This window comes from Companilactobacillus pabuli (genome assembly GCF_014058425.1).
Classification (GTDB): domain Bacteria; phylum Bacillota; class Bacilli; order Lactobacillales; family Lactobacillaceae; genus Companilactobacillus; species Companilactobacillus pabuli.
In genome coordinates this window covers 702723-719817 of record NZ_CP049366.1, presented here as the reverse complement: position 1 = coordinate 719817, position 17095 = coordinate 702723, and the positions used below count along the sequence as shown (strand labels likewise).

At 35.6% G+C, this 17095-nt stretch carries 15 protein-coding genes and 1 other annotated feature; of the genes, 5 read left to right on the top strand and 10 right to left on the bottom strand.

What is annotated here, in order from left to right; genetic code table 11:
- The first annotated feature begins 153 nt into the window (after positions 1-153).
- On the top strand, positions 154-381 hold the full coding sequence (locus tag G6534_RS03465; RefSeq protein WP_059074559.1) for a SemiSWEET family transporter: 228 nt from the start codon (positions 154-156) through the stop codon (positions 379-381).
- Between the two features lie 44 nt (positions 382-425).
- Here G6534_RS03465 and G6534_RS03460 read toward each other — a convergent pair whose 3' ends face one another.
- Positions 426-1955 (bottom strand): ABC transporter permease/substrate-binding protein, encoded by a 1530-nt coding sequence (locus G6534_RS03460; RefSeq protein ID WP_059074522.1) that lies wholly within the window; start codon positions 1953-1955, stop codon positions 426-428.
- Positions 1955-2887 carry an ATP-binding cassette domain-containing protein gene (locus G6534_RS03455; protein WP_059074523.1) on the bottom strand — a complete coding sequence of 311 codons (933 nt, stop codon included), beginning with the start codon at positions 2885-2887 and terminating at the stop codon, positions 1955-1957. The genes G6534_RS03460 and G6534_RS03455 overlap by 1 nt, the downstream gene beginning before the upstream one ends.
- Positions 2888-3038: 151 nt before the next feature.
- Here G6534_RS03455 and G6534_RS03450 point away from each other — a divergent pair, with 151 nt between their 5' ends.
- Positions 3039-3452 carry an Lrp/AsnC family transcriptional regulator gene (locus G6534_RS03450; protein WP_059074524.1) on the top strand — a complete coding sequence of 138 codons (414 nt, stop codon included), beginning with the start codon at positions 3039-3041 and terminating at the stop codon, positions 3450-3452.
- A gap of 139 nt (positions 3453-3591) precedes the next feature.
- Here the strand turns inward: G6534_RS03450 and G6534_RS03445 are convergent, their stop codons facing one another.
- The 3 genes from G6534_RS03445 to asnS form a co-directional block, all read right to left on the bottom strand.
- The gene (locus tag G6534_RS03445) at positions 3592-4545 is read right to left on the bottom strand and encodes an alcohol dehydrogenase catalytic domain-containing protein (protein ID WP_059074525.1); all 954 of its coding nucleotides are present in this window, start codon (positions 4543-4545) and stop codon (positions 3592-3594) included.
- A gap of 20 nt (positions 4546-4565) precedes the next feature.
- Positions 4566-4931: a VOC family protein gene (locus G6534_RS03440; RefSeq protein ID WP_059074526.1), complete on the bottom strand. Its 366-nt coding sequence runs from the start codon at positions 4929-4931 to the stop codon at positions 4566-4568.
- 696 nt (positions 4932-5627) lie between these two features.
- Complete coding sequence (gene asnS / locus G6534_RS03435; protein ID WP_059074527.1) at positions 5628-7019, bottom strand: asparagine--tRNA ligase; 1392 nt, start codon at positions 7017-7019, stop codon at positions 5628-5630.
- Positions 7020-7079: 60 nt separating this feature from the next.
- Positions 7080-7324 (bottom strand) — a binding site (T-box leader).
- 77 nt (positions 7325-7401) lie between these two features.
- Between asnS and G6534_RS03430 the strand changes: the two genes are divergently transcribed.
- The 3 genes from G6534_RS03430 (at position 7402) to G6534_RS03420 (ending at position 10424) form a co-directional block, all read left to right on the top strand.
- A complete protein-coding gene (locus tag G6534_RS03430) occupies positions 7402-8121 on the top strand; it encodes an alpha/beta hydrolase (RefSeq protein ID WP_059074528.1) in 720 nt (239 codons plus the stop codon).
- 83 nt (positions 8122-8204) lie between these two features.
- Complete coding sequence (locus G6534_RS03425) at positions 8205-8897, top strand: hypothetical protein (protein WP_182083145.1); 693 nt, start codon at positions 8205-8207, stop codon at positions 8895-8897.
- A gap of 147 nt (positions 8898-9044) precedes the next feature.
- On the top strand, positions 9045-10424 hold the full coding sequence (locus G6534_RS03420; protein WP_059074560.1) for an amino acid permease: 1380 nt from the start codon (positions 9045-9047) through the stop codon (positions 10422-10424).
- A 195-nt stretch (positions 10425-10619) separates the two neighbouring features.
- On the opposite strand, the gene G6534_RS03415 is transcribed toward G6534_RS03420, so the two are convergent.
- The 5 genes from G6534_RS03415 to G6534_RS03395 all read right to left on the bottom strand — a co-directional run bounded on the left by G6534_RS03415 (position 10620) and on the right by G6534_RS03395 (position 16954).
- Entirely contained in the window at positions 10620-11264 is a 645-nt protein-coding gene (locus tag G6534_RS03415; protein WP_182083144.1) for a nicotinate-nucleotide adenylyltransferase, read from the bottom strand.
- Between the two features lie 93 nt (positions 11265-11357).
- Positions 11358-12527 carry a MalY/PatB family protein gene (locus G6534_RS03410; RefSeq protein WP_182083143.1) on the bottom strand — a complete coding sequence of 390 codons (1170 nt, stop codon included), beginning with the start codon at positions 12525-12527 and terminating at the stop codon, positions 11358-11360.
- 12 nt (positions 12528-12539) lie between these two features.
- Entirely contained in the window at positions 12540-13394 is an 855-nt protein-coding gene (locus G6534_RS03405; protein ID WP_059074561.1) for a DUF3737 family protein, read from the bottom strand.
- A 16-nt stretch (positions 13395-13410) separates the two neighbouring features.
- Complete coding sequence (locus tag G6534_RS03400) at positions 13411-15204, bottom strand: ABC transporter ATP-binding protein (RefSeq protein ID WP_182083142.1); 1794 nt, start codon at positions 15202-15204, stop codon at positions 13411-13413.
- Positions 15194-16954, bottom strand: coding sequence for an ABC transporter ATP-binding protein (locus tag G6534_RS03395; protein WP_182083141.1), 1761 nt, complete (start codon positions 16952-16954; stop codon positions 15194-15196). Before G6534_RS03395 ends, G6534_RS03400 begins: the two co-directional genes overlap by 11 nt.
- Positions 16955-17095 lie beyond the last annotated feature (141 nt).

Below are 17095 nucleotides of genomic sequence, written 5' to 3'. Positions count from 1 at the left end.
TTGTATTTTTCCTTGATTTACATTATGTATAGTTTAGAAATTGACTTTTGTCCAATGAACTGAAGACAAAAAAAGCTGTATATTGAAAGGAAGTCAATTTTATTGCAGAGGGTAAGTTCAGAGAAAGTCGAAAAAATTGGGACAATAGCCAGTATGATGTCCGTGTTAATGTATGTTTCATACGTTCCACAAATTATATCAAATTTATCTGGAAGTAAAGGCAACCCTATCCAACCATTAGTTGCCTTTATAAACTGTACTATTTGGACGGCCTATGGCTTATTAAAGAAAAAAAAGGACTGGCCAATTATTTGGGCCAATGTTCCCGGAATTTTTCTAGGTGCTGCAACATTTATCACCGCAATTTTTAACTTTAATTAAACAAAAACTCTATTAGATGCTTTGAAACATCTAATAGAGTTTTTTTAGTCTTTCAATAAATTATGTTTAACTAGATAATCGTGAGCTACAACACTAGCTTTTTTATTCTTAACTGAAACTTGATAATTCATCTTCTGCATATCTTCAGCTGAAATTTTACCAGCTAACTTATTCAAGCTCTTCACTACCTTAGGATTCTTCTTAGCAAAATCACTATTCATCAAAGGAGCACCTTGATATGGTGGGAAGAAATGCTTATCATCTTTCAAAACGACCAAATGATATTGTTGAACTTGCGGATCAGTCGTATAACCATCAACCAAGTTGACACGTTTATGGGCAATCGCCTTATAACGCAAACTTGGTTCCATCCGGTTGATTGAAGCAAAGTTCAAATTGTACTTCTTCTTTAGGCCTAAATAACCATCTGGTTGATTTGAGAAGTCTGGATCAAAAGCCGCTTTGACCTTATCGTTGACACGCTCTAAATCACTCAACTTGGTTACATTGTATTTTTCTGAGAATTCTTTAGTAACCGCCAAATCATATCCATTTTCATATTCCATTGGTTTCAAGAAAGCCATGTTTTCTTCCTTAGACAATTTATTTTTAGCAAGTTTGTAAGTTGTCTTCGGATTCTTTGGCGTTGGTTTGTCGTAATTGACTAAAGCTTCCAAAACCGTTCCTGTAAATTCTGGATAAATATCGATTTGATTTTTCTTCAAGGCTTTAAATAAGAATGTCGTACCACCAAAATTAGGTTTTAAAGTAATGTTGGCATTTGGCTGATCTTGTTTGATCAAATCCTTATACATATTCATCAGAATTTCTGGTTCACTACCGAGTTTTCCAGCAATCGTAATATTCACTGGTTGAGGCTTAACTGCTTGATATACTCGACTACCACCGATACCTAGCAAGAACAACAGAATAACGATTCCGCCACCATAAATACGTTTTTTTGATGAACCCATATACTTCAATAATCCACTGAAAATAAAGGCCAACAATGCTGATAAAACACCACCAATGACCAAATAGTAGTTATTGTTTTGTTGAATTCCTAGCATGATGTAATCACCTAAGCCACCAGCACCAATGAAGGCAGCTAAAGTGGCAGTACCAATAATCATAACTAAGGCAATTCTAATTCCAGAAATTATCATTGGTAAAGCTAATGGAAATTCCAATCGTTGCAATCTTTTCCATTTCGATAAACCAAAGGCCACTGCCGCTTCCTCTAGATTAGGATCAATGTTAGTTAAACCAGAATAAGTATTTTGATACAACGGCATAATAGCATACATTGTCAAAGCCACTACCGCCGGCACTGTACCAATACCCACAATAGGAATTAATAATCCTAACAAAGCAAGACTAGGAATAGTCTGAATAATTCCGGCAATTTGTAAACCAATTTCACCAAAGCGACGATGATTTCGTAATAATATTGCTAATGGAATTGCAATCAACATCGCAATCAACAAAGAAATAAATGAAATTTCAATATGTTGATACAAGGCTTTTAAAATTTCCCCTCGTTGATCAACAATCGTCTGCATCAATACTTGCATTAACGACTACCCCCTTCTTGACCCAAATAGGCAATCAATTCTTGAGCAGTCATTGAATACCCCTTATTTTGATATTGAAAATCAAATTTACTAACATCTTTCAGCTGATTCATCAATTGCTTAAATTCATTAACAACTGGTAATTTATCGCTAAGTGGAATTTCTCTTAATAAGCCCGACTCAATCAAAAAGTCCATATCCCACCAATGTGGTGTCTTCGTATCGAAAAATTGGCGAACAAAATCAGTTGCTGGATTTTGCATAATGTCGTGTGGCGTCCCAACTTGTTGAACGACACCTTTATTTAACACGGCAATTCGTTGGCCCATTCGCAAAGCTTCTTGCATATCGTGAGTAACAAAGACAATTGTTGTCTGATATTGTTGATGTAATTTTAAGACCAAATCTTGTGATTTTCTTCTTAAAACTGGATCCAAAGCACTGAATGACTCATCCATCAAAATCAAACTTGGTTCTGTTGCTAAGGCTCGAATAATGGCGACACGCTGTTGTTGTCCACCTGACAATTCTGAAGGCATTCTCTTAGCATACTTTTTAGGATCTAATTCCACAGACTCCAATAATTCAGCCGCCCTTTGGTGCCGTTTGGCTTTAGAAATCCCCTTTTGTTCCAATTGAATGGCAATATTATCTTCAACATTTAGGTTTGGAAACAGACTACTATCTTGTAAAACGTAGCCCATGTCCAGACGTAATTTTTGAACGTCATAATCTTTTATTTTACGATTGGCAAAATAAACATCCCCGTCAGTCGGCACAGTCAATTGATTAAGCATTCTCAATAAAGTAGTTTTACCACTACCACTCGGACCAACGAGAACAAACAATTCACCGTCGTTGATTGTTAAATTGATATCATGCAAAATCGTATTTTGGCCGTACTTCATCCCGACATTCTTATAAGTTATCAATTTATTTCCCCTCTCTATTAACTTACTTTAATAATAATTATCTTCTGACTTTTAGACAAAAGATTAGCACAGTAATATTTCTGTATTTGCTGCTACCGCCTATTTACCAATAATTCATCATATAATATAGTTATCTTAATGGGGGAACAACATGGACAACATTGATCAAAGAATACTCAAAGAATTAAATCGCAATTGTCGCATCACTAAAACTGAATTAGCCAAAATCGTCAATATGACTCCTCCAGCCGTGAATACTCGTATCGAGCAGTTAGAAGCTGAAGGCATCATCAAGCGTTACACGATTGAAGTTGATTTAGACAAAATGGGCTATACGCATCAAGTATTTATCGAAACACAAATGGAATACTATAGTCACGAAAAATACTTACAATTCATCCATTCTCAAAGAAATTTCATTCGTCATCACTACAAAATATCTGGCGAAATGAATTACATGATTCATGGCGCTTTTCGTTCCAATAATGAATTAAATACATTTTTAGAAAAATTAAACAAATATGCCAATTGCAAAGTTTTAGATGTTATTTCTGAATTAATTTAAGCAACTAAATAAGTTTAATCGAATCTCATTTAATTCTACATACATAAAATAAAGTATTTTCATCGAATATTTTATTTTTTTAAGCAAATCAAAAAGGCTTCATAATCATTAGATTAACTATCGATTATGAGGCCTCTTCTTATGGTAAGACTACAACTTTACCAGGTTTAATTTGATTTTCTAAAAATTCGTGTGCCTCAGGAAGTTGCTTCAATGAGAAAACTTTAACTGGATGAACATCGACGTCTTTATCAGAAATCAATTTCAATAAATCGTTCAACTGACCTTCGTCAATTACGTAGCTGGCAAAAGATGTCATATAACGATCATTGGGAATGGCTGTGACAGGATCAAAGTGGTCAATATCCCAAACTCCACCCATATCACCAGTAATACTGGCAATACCGAATGGTTTCAAATTATTCATGGAATCTAGGGCAGTTGCTGCACCGATTAAATCAAAGATTCGGTCAACTTGTTGATCCATTTGCAATTTCTGATGGTCATCCAAGACAAAACCATCGTAGCCTAATTGAAGGATTTCTTCTTTAGCAGCTGCTTTTCTAGACGTGCCCAAAACTTTAATATTAGGATTGATCGCTTTAGCTAATTTCAAACCCGCTATTCCGACGCCACTAGTTCCTCCACGAATCAATAATGAATCAGCTTTGTCGATTTGAAGTTGTAATAATGCTCGATAAGCAGTGTGAAAAGTTTCTGGAATAGCTGCCAAATCTTCCCAAGGAATATCCGTTGTAACTGGATGAATTATTTCATTTGGCAACAGTGCATATTCAGCGTAACTACCGTCAAAATCACGTCCCATTTCACCGTTCATAGCGATAATCTTTTGTCCTACTGGTAAACGCTTGGCATCAGTAGTTTTTTCAATAACTCCGACACATTCGATACCCAAAATTCGTGGGAACTTGACTGAAGGAGATTTTCCTTGTCGAGTAAAAATTTCAGAGTGAATGATTCCAAATCCCTTAATTTTTACCAATGACCAACCAGTTTTTACCTCTGGTGTTGGAACTTCTTTATATTCCAACACTTCAGGACCACCAGCTTTAGAAACGACGACTGCTTTCATAAATTATTACCACCCTTTCTCTATTGACCTGCTGAAAATACGCCAAATTGATGACCAGTACTATCATTTAATCTGGCAAAAGTTAAACCTGTCTTATCAGTAACAGGACCCCAAATAACGGTTGCTCCATTATCCTTGGCCGCTTTAATTGCCTTATCAACATCACTTACTAAAGTATAGAATGTTGAATATTCAGCAATTTTACCAGCTGTACCCAAAATACCACCGGTTGGATATTCATTGCCTGGTTCAATAATATTATAATATTCATTTTCCATATCTGTATATTCTTGAAACTTCCAACCAAACATCTTACTATAAAAATCCATTGTTTCTTGAGGATGATCTGTTCCAATCTCAAACCAATTTACGTTATTGTTGTTCATATTAAAATTCCTTCTTTCTTAACTGTCTAAAACAGTTTAAGACAAAAGTTTTAATAACCGAATACATAAAATAAAGTATTCTAGTAAAATATTTTATTTTTTAAAGTAAAAAAGAACCCGGAAAAATTAAGGTTCTTTCTTAAGTTGGGTTGGTGTTAAGCTGCCGTCGTCCGTTCTGCTTTGTGGATGCTGGAACGTACTGGGCACAACTTTAAGTCAATTCCAGAACCGGGAACTGTCTTAAAGCTTGGCCTTTCACTAAGCAACAAGTTGCTAAGTGAAATTTCAGTACTGAGCATCCACAAAGCTGCCACTCCCGACTAGATAACGTCTTTTATTGTTTATTTCAAATGATTCTGAGTCAAAAATAGCATCTATTCAGAAATAGTCGCTTACTATGTGTGTGTGCGACTATTATCTGAATAGATGCTTTATTTGTTTGATTCCATAAAAATAGAAACCACAATCTAGTCCGGAATAGCAAAGAAAATTGGCTCAGTAGTGAAATTATTCTTAGCAACTTGTTGCTTAGAATAAGGCCGAGTTTTGAGATTTTGCGTACTTTGCAAAAGCTCAAAATCGTGCCCACTACGTTCCAGCCAAATTTTCTTTGCTATGGAGGACGGAATCCTAAACTAGCTTAACTTAATAAAGAACCCAGAAAAATTAATTTCTGAGTTCTTTATTTATTATCTATTAAAATTCAGCGTTACCAGGTGTTCTTGGGTAAGCAATGACATCTCTGATATTTTCCATACCTGTAATGTACATAACTAATCTTTCAAAACCGATACCGAAACCTGAGTGAACTGTACCACCGTACTTACGTAATTCTAAGTACCACTTGTAGTCTTCTTCGTTCATATCAAGTTCAGCCATTCTAGCTTCTAGTTTGTCCAAACGTTCCTCACGTTGTGAACCACCAATCAATTCACCAATTTCGGGAACTAACAAGTCAGCTGCAGCAACGGTTTTACCATCGTCATTAGCACGCATGTAGAAGGCCTTGAAATCTTTAGGATAATCAGTAATAAAGACAGGCTTCTTGTAAACTTGTTCTGATAGATAACGTTCGTGTTCAGAATCAAGATCTAGTCCCCAGTAAGGTTTAACTTCAAATTCAACGTCTGTAGCTTTTTCTAGGATGTCGATGGCATCTGTATAAGTTACGTGAGCAAATTCTTCGTTAGCTGTAGCTTTTAGACGGTCGATCAAAGTGTTATCAACATTTTCATTCAAGAATTCTAGTTCTTCTTTAGCATGGTCCATTACGTAGTTGATAACGTACTTCAATAATGCTTCAGAACAATTCATTTCATCTTTCAAATCGGCGAAAGCAAGTTCTGGTTCAATCATCCAGAATTCTGAAGCGTGACGACCTGTATGTGAATTTTCAGCTCTAAATGTAGGACCGAATGTATAAACGTTTCTAAATGCCAAAGCGAATGGTTCAACTTCTAGTTGTCCAGAAACAGTTAAGTTAGTTTCCTTCTTGAAGAAATCTTGGCTGTAATCAACCTTGCCATCGTCTGTCTTAGGAACGTTGTTCATATCCAAAGTTGTAACTTCAAACATTTCACCGGCACCTTCAGCATCAGAACTAGTGATGATTGGTGTGTGAACGTAAACAAAGTCATTGTGTTGCAAGTATTCGTGGATAGCAAAAGCAGCTAGTGAACGAATTCTAAAGACTGAGTAGAAAGTATTAGTTCTTGGACGCAAGTGAGCTACTGTTCTCATAAATTCATATGAGTGAGCTTTCTTTTGCAATGGATAATCAGAGTCTGAAGATCCTTCTTCAATTACTTCTGTAGCATGGATTTCAAATGGTTGTTGAGCTTTAGGTGTCAAAGCTAATTCACCAACAACTTTGATAGTTGTACTGATTGGGTACTTAACTACTTCGGCATAGTTTTCCATGTCGCTAGTCATAACAACTTGCACATTCTTGAAGAATGAACCATCGTTTAATTCGATAAAGCCAACTCTCTTTGAACCTCTGATTGTACGAATCCAACCAGAAACAGTGATCTTGTCACCGTCAGCAAATTCTTTTTTGTATAAATCTTTAACCAAAACGTTTTGCATTGTTTTCTCCTTTTAAAATCCAGAATACTATAAACTAAAAAAAGATCCTCCATCCCTAATAAAAGGGACGAAAGATCTTTTCCGCGGTACCACCCAAGTTTTTTTAAAAAAACACCTCAAAGTACATAAATATACTCTCCAATTGTAACGCATTGGGTCACGTCTGTACCTACTCTACTTTTAAAGACGCATTTCAGCCAGAAATAACGAAGATGTTTTTCCTATATACCGACACGTTAAGTTTTCACTTGCCTTAACTCCCTGTGGATAAAGTATACAGTACTCCTTCTTCTAATATTATTCATATTGATTTTCTTAAATGTAGCATATTTTCATACCAAATGTAAAGTACAATAGAGAAGTATTTATAAGGGAGGATTTTATGAAGAAAAAAGTATGGAAATGGCTACTAGGGATTTTAATCGTTCTACTGGCAGTTATTTCAATAATGGTCATCGTGGTTAAAAATAAAGAGTATCAACCAAGCAAAACAGCTGTCTCTACTTCACAAGAAGCTTCAATCGTAGATAATGTTATTCGTTTTGAAGGCGACAATAACAAACCCAAAGTAATTTTTTATCCAGGAGCCTTAGTCGAACCAGCAAGCTACAGTATTTGGGCTCAAAAAGTAGCACAAGCCGGCTATTCAGTCTACATCGTCCACTTCCCACTCGATCTAGCTGTTTTAAATAGTAACGCTGCTAATAAAATTTCTAAGAGCAATGGTTACATTATCGGTGGACACTCACTCGGCGGAACAATGGCAGCCAAGTACGCCAAAAATAATCCTAAGGATCTCAAAGGGATTTTCTTTTTAGCAAGTTATCCTGAAAACAAAACTGATTTACATGAAATAAATGTACCAGTTCTCTCACTAACTGCTACTAAAGACGGGGTTTTGAACCATACCAATTACCAGAAAACTAAAAAACTACTACCAAACAATACAATTTATGAACAAATAAAAGGTGGTAATCATGCTGGTTTTGGTTGCTATGGCAAGCAAAGCGGCGATAATACCGCATCTATCAGTAATGCAAAACAGCAAAATATTATAAGCACACTTTTAATAAATTGGTTAAATAGCTCAATTAGTGAATAAATTAAAACGTTTTCATAATTTTCCACAAAAGCGCATACATTTTTGTTATACTAACATTAATCGTTACAATTTTTGGGGGAATTATGACAGTCTTATTTAATGAAAAAATAAATTTAACTGAGGATGCAACTGGATTTATCAATAAATATATCGACTATGTCAAAGAACTCAATCATAAGGATCTCTTTGAGGGATTAAAAGATAAACAAATTCTCAAGAACAAGTTCATCTTTAAAATGTACCAATTAGAAAATTTGGATTCAGCCATGGTCGACATCCACATTGCAAATAATCGTGTTTATGTTTTAGCAAGTGTCTGGACTTCAAAAGTCACTACAATTGGCTCAATTCCTCTCACACCTAAACTAAAAATAGCTTTATCAAATAATTATTATCCAAAATTAAGTATCACTGGTGGCTTTTTCAAACAAGTCGTACCGGATGAATTCGATAAGGACAAAATTGTTGATGGCTTCGATCCATATCAACTAACTCTAGAAATTCACAAAGCTGATATGACTGTCTACAAGTCGCAAAAAATTGACTCAATCTATCACGCTACTTTTAAGACCGAAAATAGTCTAATTACCGTATCGAAAAACCTCATGCGTTGCTTTGCAATTTTTGGATTACTACTAGGTTTGGGATTTATGTTTCTAGGTTTCATGCTAACTGGTTTATTAGTTATCATTGCCTTCTTCGGTGTAAATTCTTATACCTTAATAATTGCTGATACGCATATGCAGACACGACCACAACGTCAAAGAATTAGTTAATACATAATTTATGTAAAAACCTCATAAAAATGTTGATAAATGCATTTTTATGAGGTTTTTTGGCGTGTTTTATAGTATTATTATGATAAATATTCCTAATGATTCGCTAATCACGAACAATAAGGAATTATGAAAGGCGGTACACCTTTGGAAAAAAAGTCATTAAATAGAAGTCTATCTTCACGACAAATGCAAATGATTGCTTTGGGTGGAACAATCGGCGTTGGTTTATTCATGGGTTCAGCTTCTACTATCAAATGGACAGGTCCTTCGGTTTTAATCGCATATGCTATTGCTGGTTTGATTTTGTACATGGTTATGCGTGCTCTAGGTGAAATGATTTACACAGATCCATCTACAGGTTCTTTTGCAAAATTTGGCTCCGAATACATTCATCCAGTTATTGGTTATTTAACAGCTTGGAGTAACGTCTTTCAATGGCTTGTCGTTGGTATTTCTGAAGTGATTGCTGTTGGGACTTACCTTGAATTTTGGTGGCCCAATTTGCCACAATGGCTCGTTGGAGTTGTCGTTGTCGCTACTCTTTGTCTAGCCAATTTAACTTCTGTTAAAGCTTATGGTGAAATGGAATTTTGGTTCTCACTGATCAAAGTTATCACCATTATTTTTATGATCATTATGGGACTTTTAGTTATCTTATTCGGTCTTGGTAACAATGGACATCCTGTTGGTATCAGCAACCTTTGGACTAACGGTGGCTTCTTCACAGGTGGTTTGAAGGGATTCATTTTTGCCCTTTCAATCGTTGTCGCCTCTTATCAAGGTATCGAAGTCATTGGTATCACTGCCGGTGAAGCAGAAAATCCTCAAAGTAGTATCGTACACGCGATTCGGACCATCGTCGGAAGAATTTTGATTTTTTATATTGGTGCAATTTTTGTTATCATTTCAATTTATCCTTGGAACAAATTAGGTACAATGGGCTCTCCCTTTACCGAAACTTTTGCCAAAGTCGGAATTACCTTCGCAGCTGAAATCATCAATTTCGTTGTTTTAACAGCAGCGCTTTCTGGATGTAACTCAGGTATGTTCAGTGCCAGTCGGATGCTATACACATTAGGATTGGAAAACAATTTACCAAAATCATTCAAGAAAATTTCTAAAGCCGGTGTTCCTTATATCGCCGTTATCACTATTTCACTAGGTATTTTAATTGGTTTGATCATTAACTTCTTACTTCCCGTCTTATTCCACACCTCTAGCGATGTCTTCGTAGTTGTCTACAGTTCCAGTGTCTTACCAGGTATGGTGCCTTGGTTCGTTATTTTATTCAGTGAACTTCATTTCAGAAGACTCAACAAAGATAAGATGAAGAACCATCCTTTCAAAATGCCCTTTTATCCTCTCAGCAATTACTTAGCTATTGCTGCGTTATTAGTAATTTTAGTCTTCATGTTCTTAAATCCAGAAACGACCGTTTCACTGTCGATTGGTGTTGTTTTCTTGGTATTCATGACTTGTTTCTACTTTATTCGTGAAAGATTTCAAGCGCACAAGGCAAAATAAAAAACTTTGACTTAAAGTTCTTTATTAAATTAGGTTAGTTTAGGATTCTATATCTTTATGACCAAACAAATAAGCATCAATTCAGATAAATAGTTAATCGACTATATATCTGAATTGATGCAATTTTTTATTTACTTAAGAAAGAATTTTTTAAATAGTCAAAGTTTTTTCATTACAAAATAGAATCTAGATATACTATTTTTTATAAATCCCTTTATCCTTAATATACCAAGCTACGTCATCAGGAACGTAATATTTCAACGACTTACCTTCACGAACTCGTTGCCTTATCACGGTTGAACTGATTTCAATCACTGGTGTATTGACCCACATGGTTGGATATTGGGATTTTTTTTCGTAGCCTTTACGACAGACTCCGACAAAGTGAACTTCTTTAACCAATTCATCGATGTGCGACCATTTAGATAAACTCTCAACAATGTCGTAACCGACAATTAAATAGTACTCAGTATTAGGGTTGCGTTCCTTTAGCCGTTTAATCGTTTCATAAGTGTAACTGACCCCACCTAAGTCAATATCAGTCATATCAAGTTGAAAGTTAGGATTATCTCTAATGCCGTATTTGATCATATTGATACGATCATCAACGCTGACTTTAGGAATGTAGCGACTAACTCCACGATGTGGTGGCACTTTACTAGGAATAAATAAAATCTTATCCAAATTTAACTGTTCAAAAACTTGTTGAGCAATCATCAAATGTCCATTGTGAATTGGATTGAATGAACCACTGAGAATGCCGACATGCTTCTTTTTAAAATTAAAATCTAATTGCGGTTGGACCTTCGTTCTAGTTAAAACTGCTCCAGCTGTATTCATATTTCTCGCCTGCTTTAACAAATTATCTTTTGTTATATATTATACCAACTGTACAAAAAAATCTCCCACAACCAAATTTGTGAGAGATTTTTGTTATTTTTGATAATCATTGAGCGATTTTTCTAAACGATTCAAACCGTCTTGAATCATACTTTGGGGACTGGCGATGTTCATTCGAATGAAGTATTGACCATCTCCTCGATAAACGGAACCAGGATTGATGATCAAGCCACTGTCATCTTTAATAAATTGAGCTAATTTATCAGCGTCATCAGTGATTTCTGAAATATCAAACCACAATAAGTACGTTGCTTGACCTGGTACCCATTTAAGTTGAGGAATTTTCTTTTCGATGAAATCTAAAACTAATCGACGGTTCTTCAAAAGTTGTTCTTTCAAAGCCTTCAACCATGGACCACCCTTTGTATAAGCGGCAATTGTTCCGGGGATAGCTACGAAATTGGGTTCGGCCAATTCTTCACTATTTAAACCACGACTCACTTGCGCACGAAGGTTTTCATTAGGAACGATAATCGTTGCCGCATGCATTGCTGCCACGTTGAAAGTTTTACTTGGGGAAACAGCTACAACAACATTGTCGAGATACTGACTATCTAAACCAAAGATAGGATTATAACCATTTTCGTTGAAGGTAATGTCACCGTGAATCTCATCACTGAACAGCTTAACGTCGTATTTTAGACATAAACTAGCAATTTTTTCTAATTCAGATTTTGTCCAAATTTTTCCAACCGGATTGTGAGGATTGCAAAGAATCATCATGTTAGTCAATGGATCGCTTAATTTTGCTTCCAAATCTGTGAAATCAATCGAATAAGAATGAGTTTTGCCATCGTAAACTAAATCATTAGAAACTACGTGACGGCCGCTGTTGACGATAGAATTGTAGAAAATATTATAGACAGGCGCTTGAACCAATACGTTATCGCCTAACGAAGTTAATCGTCTGACCGCTGAAGAAATGGCTGGAACAACTCCGGTCGCAAAAATCATCCAGTCTTCCTGTGGACGAGCGTGATGTTCTTTTTCGTACCAATCAGCTACAGCTTTGAAATACTCTGATGGGATTTCCTCATATCCAAACAATCCCATTGAAATTTTTTCTTGTAAAGCTTCAATGATCTCCGGAGCAGTTGGAAAATCCATATCAGCAATCGTCATTGGCAGATCACCATTGGGAACATCCCATTTAGCAGAATTACCAGCTCGTTTTTTATTTAAAGTTTCAAAATCATATGCCATCAAAACACCTCATTATTGAACTTTTTCAGCAACTTTAATTTTAGTTTCATCAGGATCGATTTGAGGATCGTCAAAGATAATCTTATCAACGGATTTTACTTTGATTGAACCGTTGATTGGATTCTTGATACTCATCACGTTAGTCGTAATATCAGCATCAATATTTGAACAGTATTCAAAGGCCAAATCAGTCCGCAAAACTTTACAATTAATCATTTTTAGACCATCGATGTAACAAAGTCCCTGATCACTTTCGATTGTACAATTAATCAAGGTTAAATTCTTAGTATTCCAAGCTAAATATTCACCACTGATTTTTGAATCATAAATCGTCACGTTTTCACAATTCCAAAAGGCATCCTTCGAAACAAAAGTTGAATTGTGAACTTCAATATTTTTGGCGCCATCGAAGACGTAGTTTCCAACAACATTCAAATTTTCTGCATAAATATTGGAACTATCTTTACCGAAGTAATTTCCATTAACTTGCACGTTCTTTAATTTAATATCATCACAAGTCCACATTGTTTCTTCAGCGTCCGCAAAGTGAACGTTATTCAAACGAATATTAGAAGCTCTTCTGAATAATTTTGGTGCCTGTAAAGCTGAATCGTTAATTTCAATATCGTGCGTATACCAAATCCCAGAGCGAGACATAGTTTCAAAGATACTGTTATTTACGATGACGTGGTTAACGTACCAAAGTGGGTACTTCCATTTGAAAACTACATCATCCAAATTGATATTACTAGCTTCTTTTAGTGGTGATTCACCTTGTCCAAAAGTAGTATCCACAATTTTTGCATCATTAATTTTGAACAATGGACGTTCACCATCAAAATATCCTTCATTAATTTCTGTTGTCATATATTTTATCTCTCTTTTATTTTTCTTCATTATTTTGTAATTCATATAATTCTGCGTAATGTCCACCAAGCTTCAAAAGTTCTTGATGAGTTCCTCGTTCAATGATGCGACCCTTATTTAAAACTAAAATCAAATCAGCATCTTGAACGGTAGACAAACGGTGGGCAATTGCAATTGTTGTTCGGTCATCGCGCATCTTGTGTAAGCCATTAGTAATGCTCTGCTCAGTTTGAGGGTCAATATTAGCCGTAGCTTCATCAAGAATCAAAACTTTTGGATTTCTAACGATAGTTCTGGCAAAGGAGATCAATTGACGTTGACCGGTCGAAAAACTAGAACCTCTTTCACTAACTTTGGCATGATATTTACCAGGAAGTTGTTGGATAAAGTTATCGGCATCGACAAATTTACCAGCTTGTTCAACTTGTTGGTCGGTGATTGAATCGTCAAACATCCGAATATTTTTGGCAATGTCACCATAAAACAAGTAAGGTTCTTGAATAACTAAGCCGAGTTTCTTACGTAATTCTTTGGTTGAATAGTCACGAATATCATAATCATCGATTAAAATCTGACCTTCTCCAAATTCATAAAACCTCAACAATAAATTAATAATGGAACTCTTTCCACTACCAGTATGACCGACAAAAGCCACTGTTTGACCAGGTTGAACGGTAAAGGAAATATCCTTCAAAACTGGCTTGCCTGGTTCATAACTAAAAGTAACGTGACGAAATTCGATTTTTCCCTGAGTAATTTCTTCAGTACTATTTTCAAGTTGCTTAGGAGCAGTCGTCTGATTATCAAACAATTTCATAATTCTAAAACCGGCTACTAAACCATCTTGGAAAAATGACATGTAATTCATCACATCAGACAATGGATTGAAAAAGTTTTGTTGGTAAGATAAGAAGGCATAAATTACACCGGCTTGCACTAGAAAATGCATACTATCCCAACCAAAACCACTCAAAGACACGACTTCGGCTAAGATGAACATCAAACTGATTGTTGGATACAATAAGAAAGCATTAACGTTGATCATCTTGTTACGCATTCCAAAATAGGCATTGTTTCGGTCTTCAAATTCAGCGGTCATTCTCTTTTGTTGGCCAAATTGTTGAATAATACTGATACCCATCAATGATTCATTTAATTTCGTATTGATTTGACTCAAGAATTCACGCAAATTTTGATAAATCTTAAAACTCAATTTCTGATAGAGCCACACTAAGAAGTACAACACGATTACAAACAACGCCGTCAACAAAGCTAAAGTTTTGTTAACTGACATCATTGCTACAAAGGCCGAAACCATGGCGAAAAATGCCACAATGATCATCAAAAACAAAGTCCAAAAGTTATACAACGTCTTCGTATCATTAGTAACTCGAGACACGATTGACCCTGCTGGTGTGACGTCAAAATAATTTAAACCCAAGGTGTGCAATTTATGAAATAATTTGCTCCGAATTTTTTCTAACGTTCTTTCGGCACCCATTGCAAAGGCAAACTCTTCAACGAATTGAACGATTGCTTTGATGATTGTGCCAAGAGCATACAAAATGGCAAATGAAATAATTAAGCGTACGCCAGTACTTTGATCAGTTAAATAATGATCCATGTAAAATTGCAACATTCTTGGTAGCAACACGTTGACAACACTCAACAAAATGGCAAATACAATGGCAATGCCAAATTGCTTTTTGAACAACCAAGCAAATTTAAACAGACGTTTCAAAACTTGTCGTTGGTCTTTTCTAGTCAATGAGTGAATCTCTTCAAGTGTTTTCTCATTTTCATTTTTCATTATTTAACCTCCCCTCAAGTTGTTCGTTTCGAGCTTGCAAATTATACGTATCAGCATACCAACCGGCTTGATGCAACAATTCTTGATGAGTACCTTTTTCAACGATTGTTCCATCTTCAACAACAATAATCTCATCAGCATCTTCGACTGAACTCAGACGACTAGCCGCAATGATAGTTGTCCCTTGTTGGCGATTCTTGGCGATTCGCGATTCAATGTGACGTTCAGTTTTAGAATCAACCGCTGAAAGTGAATCATCCAAGATCAATAATTTAGGGTTACTCAAAATAGCTCTAGCGATGGCTAAACGTTGTTTTTGACCACCGGATAGTGAAACACCGAGTTCACCGACTTGAGTGTCATAACCATCAGGCATTTGTTTAATGTCAGCATCCAAATCAGCGACAAAACTAGCTTGTTCAACTTCCTCTTGAGTAGCATCAATATTAGCAAATCTAACGTTATCTCTGATATCAGTTGAGAATAAAAAGTTCGTCTGAGGCACATAACCGATCGTATCCAGATAACTGTTTAAATCATATTTTCGAATATCAACTTTGCCAACATTAATGAATCCTTGATAATGGTCAAAATCACGCATTAACAAACTAATAATTGTCGACTTTCCACCACCAGTTGGACCAACAATTCCTAAAGTTTGACCTGGTCTTAATTTAAAATCAACATCGTGCAAAGCAATTTTTTTATCATCAGGATAGGAAAAACTATCAATTTGAAAATCTAACAATCCACTAGGAACAGTTGTAAAGCTATCCTTAGTTTTGACAACTGAAGATTTCTCATTTAATAAATCACTGATTCGATCATAACTGGCAGAACCTCTTTCCAATAAATTGAACAGACTGCCGACAGCATACATTGGCCACATCAATTCGGCCATATAAGTAATGAATGAAACGAGTTGACCAATCGTAATTCTTTGTTGTAAAACGGCTAGCCCACCAAAGATAATCGTTAATGTATACGAGATTCCCATTATCAAAGTCGTCAGAGGATCAAACATTGCATCCAAACGATAAGAACGCTTATTAGCTTTGATATTTTTATCAACATAACGGTCAAAATCTGCTTCATCTTCAGTTTCTTGACCTAATGCTTTTAAAACCTTAATCCCGACAACACTCTCTTGGGTTTTATTGTTAATACTCGAAAAAGCTGCTTGTGAATCACGAAAGGCAACATGAATCTTATTTCCAAGGACGTTAGCCATCACCGCCAACAACAATAACGGCAAAACAGCCATTAAAGTCATCTTCCAGTTAACAAACATCCCCATTGCCAAAATCATTGAAAGTCCTGTAATCAAAGAATCGGCCAGAGTCAAAATTCCTGGTCCCGCAACATCTCTGACAGCATCGATATCATTAGTGGCGTGAGCCATCAAATCGCCAGTTCGCCACTTCTGATAAAAAGTTTTATCCATCTTCATAAAATGATGAAAGAGTCGACTTCTTAAATCACGTTCCAAAACATAAGAACTACCATAAATCATTTTCTGCCACAAAAAACGCAATAAATACTGCACGATAGCAACAATAAAAAGTGTCACCATATTAATGACTAAAAATCTCACCGTCATATTTTTATTGCTGACAGAATCAACTACATTACCGATAATTCGTGGCGGTATCACATTACAAATTGCCACTAATATCAAGGCCACCACACCAATTAAATATTGTTTCCATTGGTGTTTAAAAAACCAACTTAAACGAGAAAAGATCCCCATATATTTCACCCACCTGTTACTTCAAAAATGACCTCAAAAATAACTCTACACCCTAAAGTCGACTTTAACTCAAGCACAAATTTGAGATTATTTTTAGAAAAACGTTTTCTATACAAAAAGAACAATCCTCAAACTAATTCT

What these genes read in the sequence shown, in the direction of transcription:
- G6534_RS03465 (WP_059074559.1), top strand. Translation starts at nt 154, where the DNA reads ATGATGTCCGTGTTAATGTATGTTTCATACGTTCCACAAATTATATCA.
- G6534_RS03460 (WP_059074522.1), bottom strand. Translation starts at nt 1,955, where the DNA reads ATGCAAGTATTGATGCAGACGATTGTTGATCAACGAGGGGAAATTTTA.
- G6534_RS03450 (WP_059074524.1), top strand. Translation starts at nt 3,039, where the DNA reads ATGGACAACATTGATCAAAGAATACTCAAAGAATTAAATCGCAATTGT.
- G6534_RS03445 (WP_059074525.1), bottom strand. Translation starts at nt 4,545, where the DNA reads ATGAAAGCAGTCGTCGTTTCTAAAGCTGGTGGTCCTGAAGTGTTGGAA.
- G6534_RS03440 (WP_059074526.1), bottom strand. Translation starts at nt 4,931, where the DNA reads ATGAACAACAATAACGTAAATTGGTTTGAGATTGGAACAGATCATCCT.
- asnS (WP_059074527.1), bottom strand. Translation starts at nt 7,019, where the DNA reads ATGCAAAACGTTTTGGTTAAAGATTTATACAAAAAAGAATTTGCTGAC.
- G6534_RS03430 (WP_059074528.1), top strand. Translation starts at nt 7,402, where the DNA reads ATGAAGAAAAAAGTATGGAAATGGCTACTAGGGATTTTAATCGTTCTA.
- G6534_RS03425 (WP_182083145.1), top strand. Translation starts at nt 8,205, where the DNA reads ATGACAGTCTTATTTAATGAAAAAATAAATTTAACTGAGGATGCAACT.
- G6534_RS03415 (WP_182083144.1), bottom strand. Translation starts at nt 11,264, where the DNA reads ATGAATACAGCTGGAGCAGTTTTAACTAGAACGAAGGTCCAACCGCAA.
- G6534_RS03410 (WP_182083143.1), bottom strand. Translation starts at nt 12,527, where the DNA reads ATGGCATATGATTTTGAAACTTTAAATAAAAAACGAGCTGGTAATTCT.
- G6534_RS03405 (WP_059074561.1), bottom strand. Translation starts at nt 13,394, where the DNA reads ATGACAACAGAAATTAATGAAGGATATTTTGATGGTGAACGTCCATTG.
- G6534_RS03400 (WP_182083142.1), bottom strand. Translation starts at nt 15,204, where the DNA reads ATGAAAAATGAAAATGAGAAAACACTTGAAGAGATTCACTCATTGACT.
- G6534_RS03395 (WP_182083141.1), bottom strand. Translation starts at nt 16,954, where the DNA reads ATGGGGATCTTTTCTCGTTTAAGTTGGTTTTTTAAACACCAATGGAAA.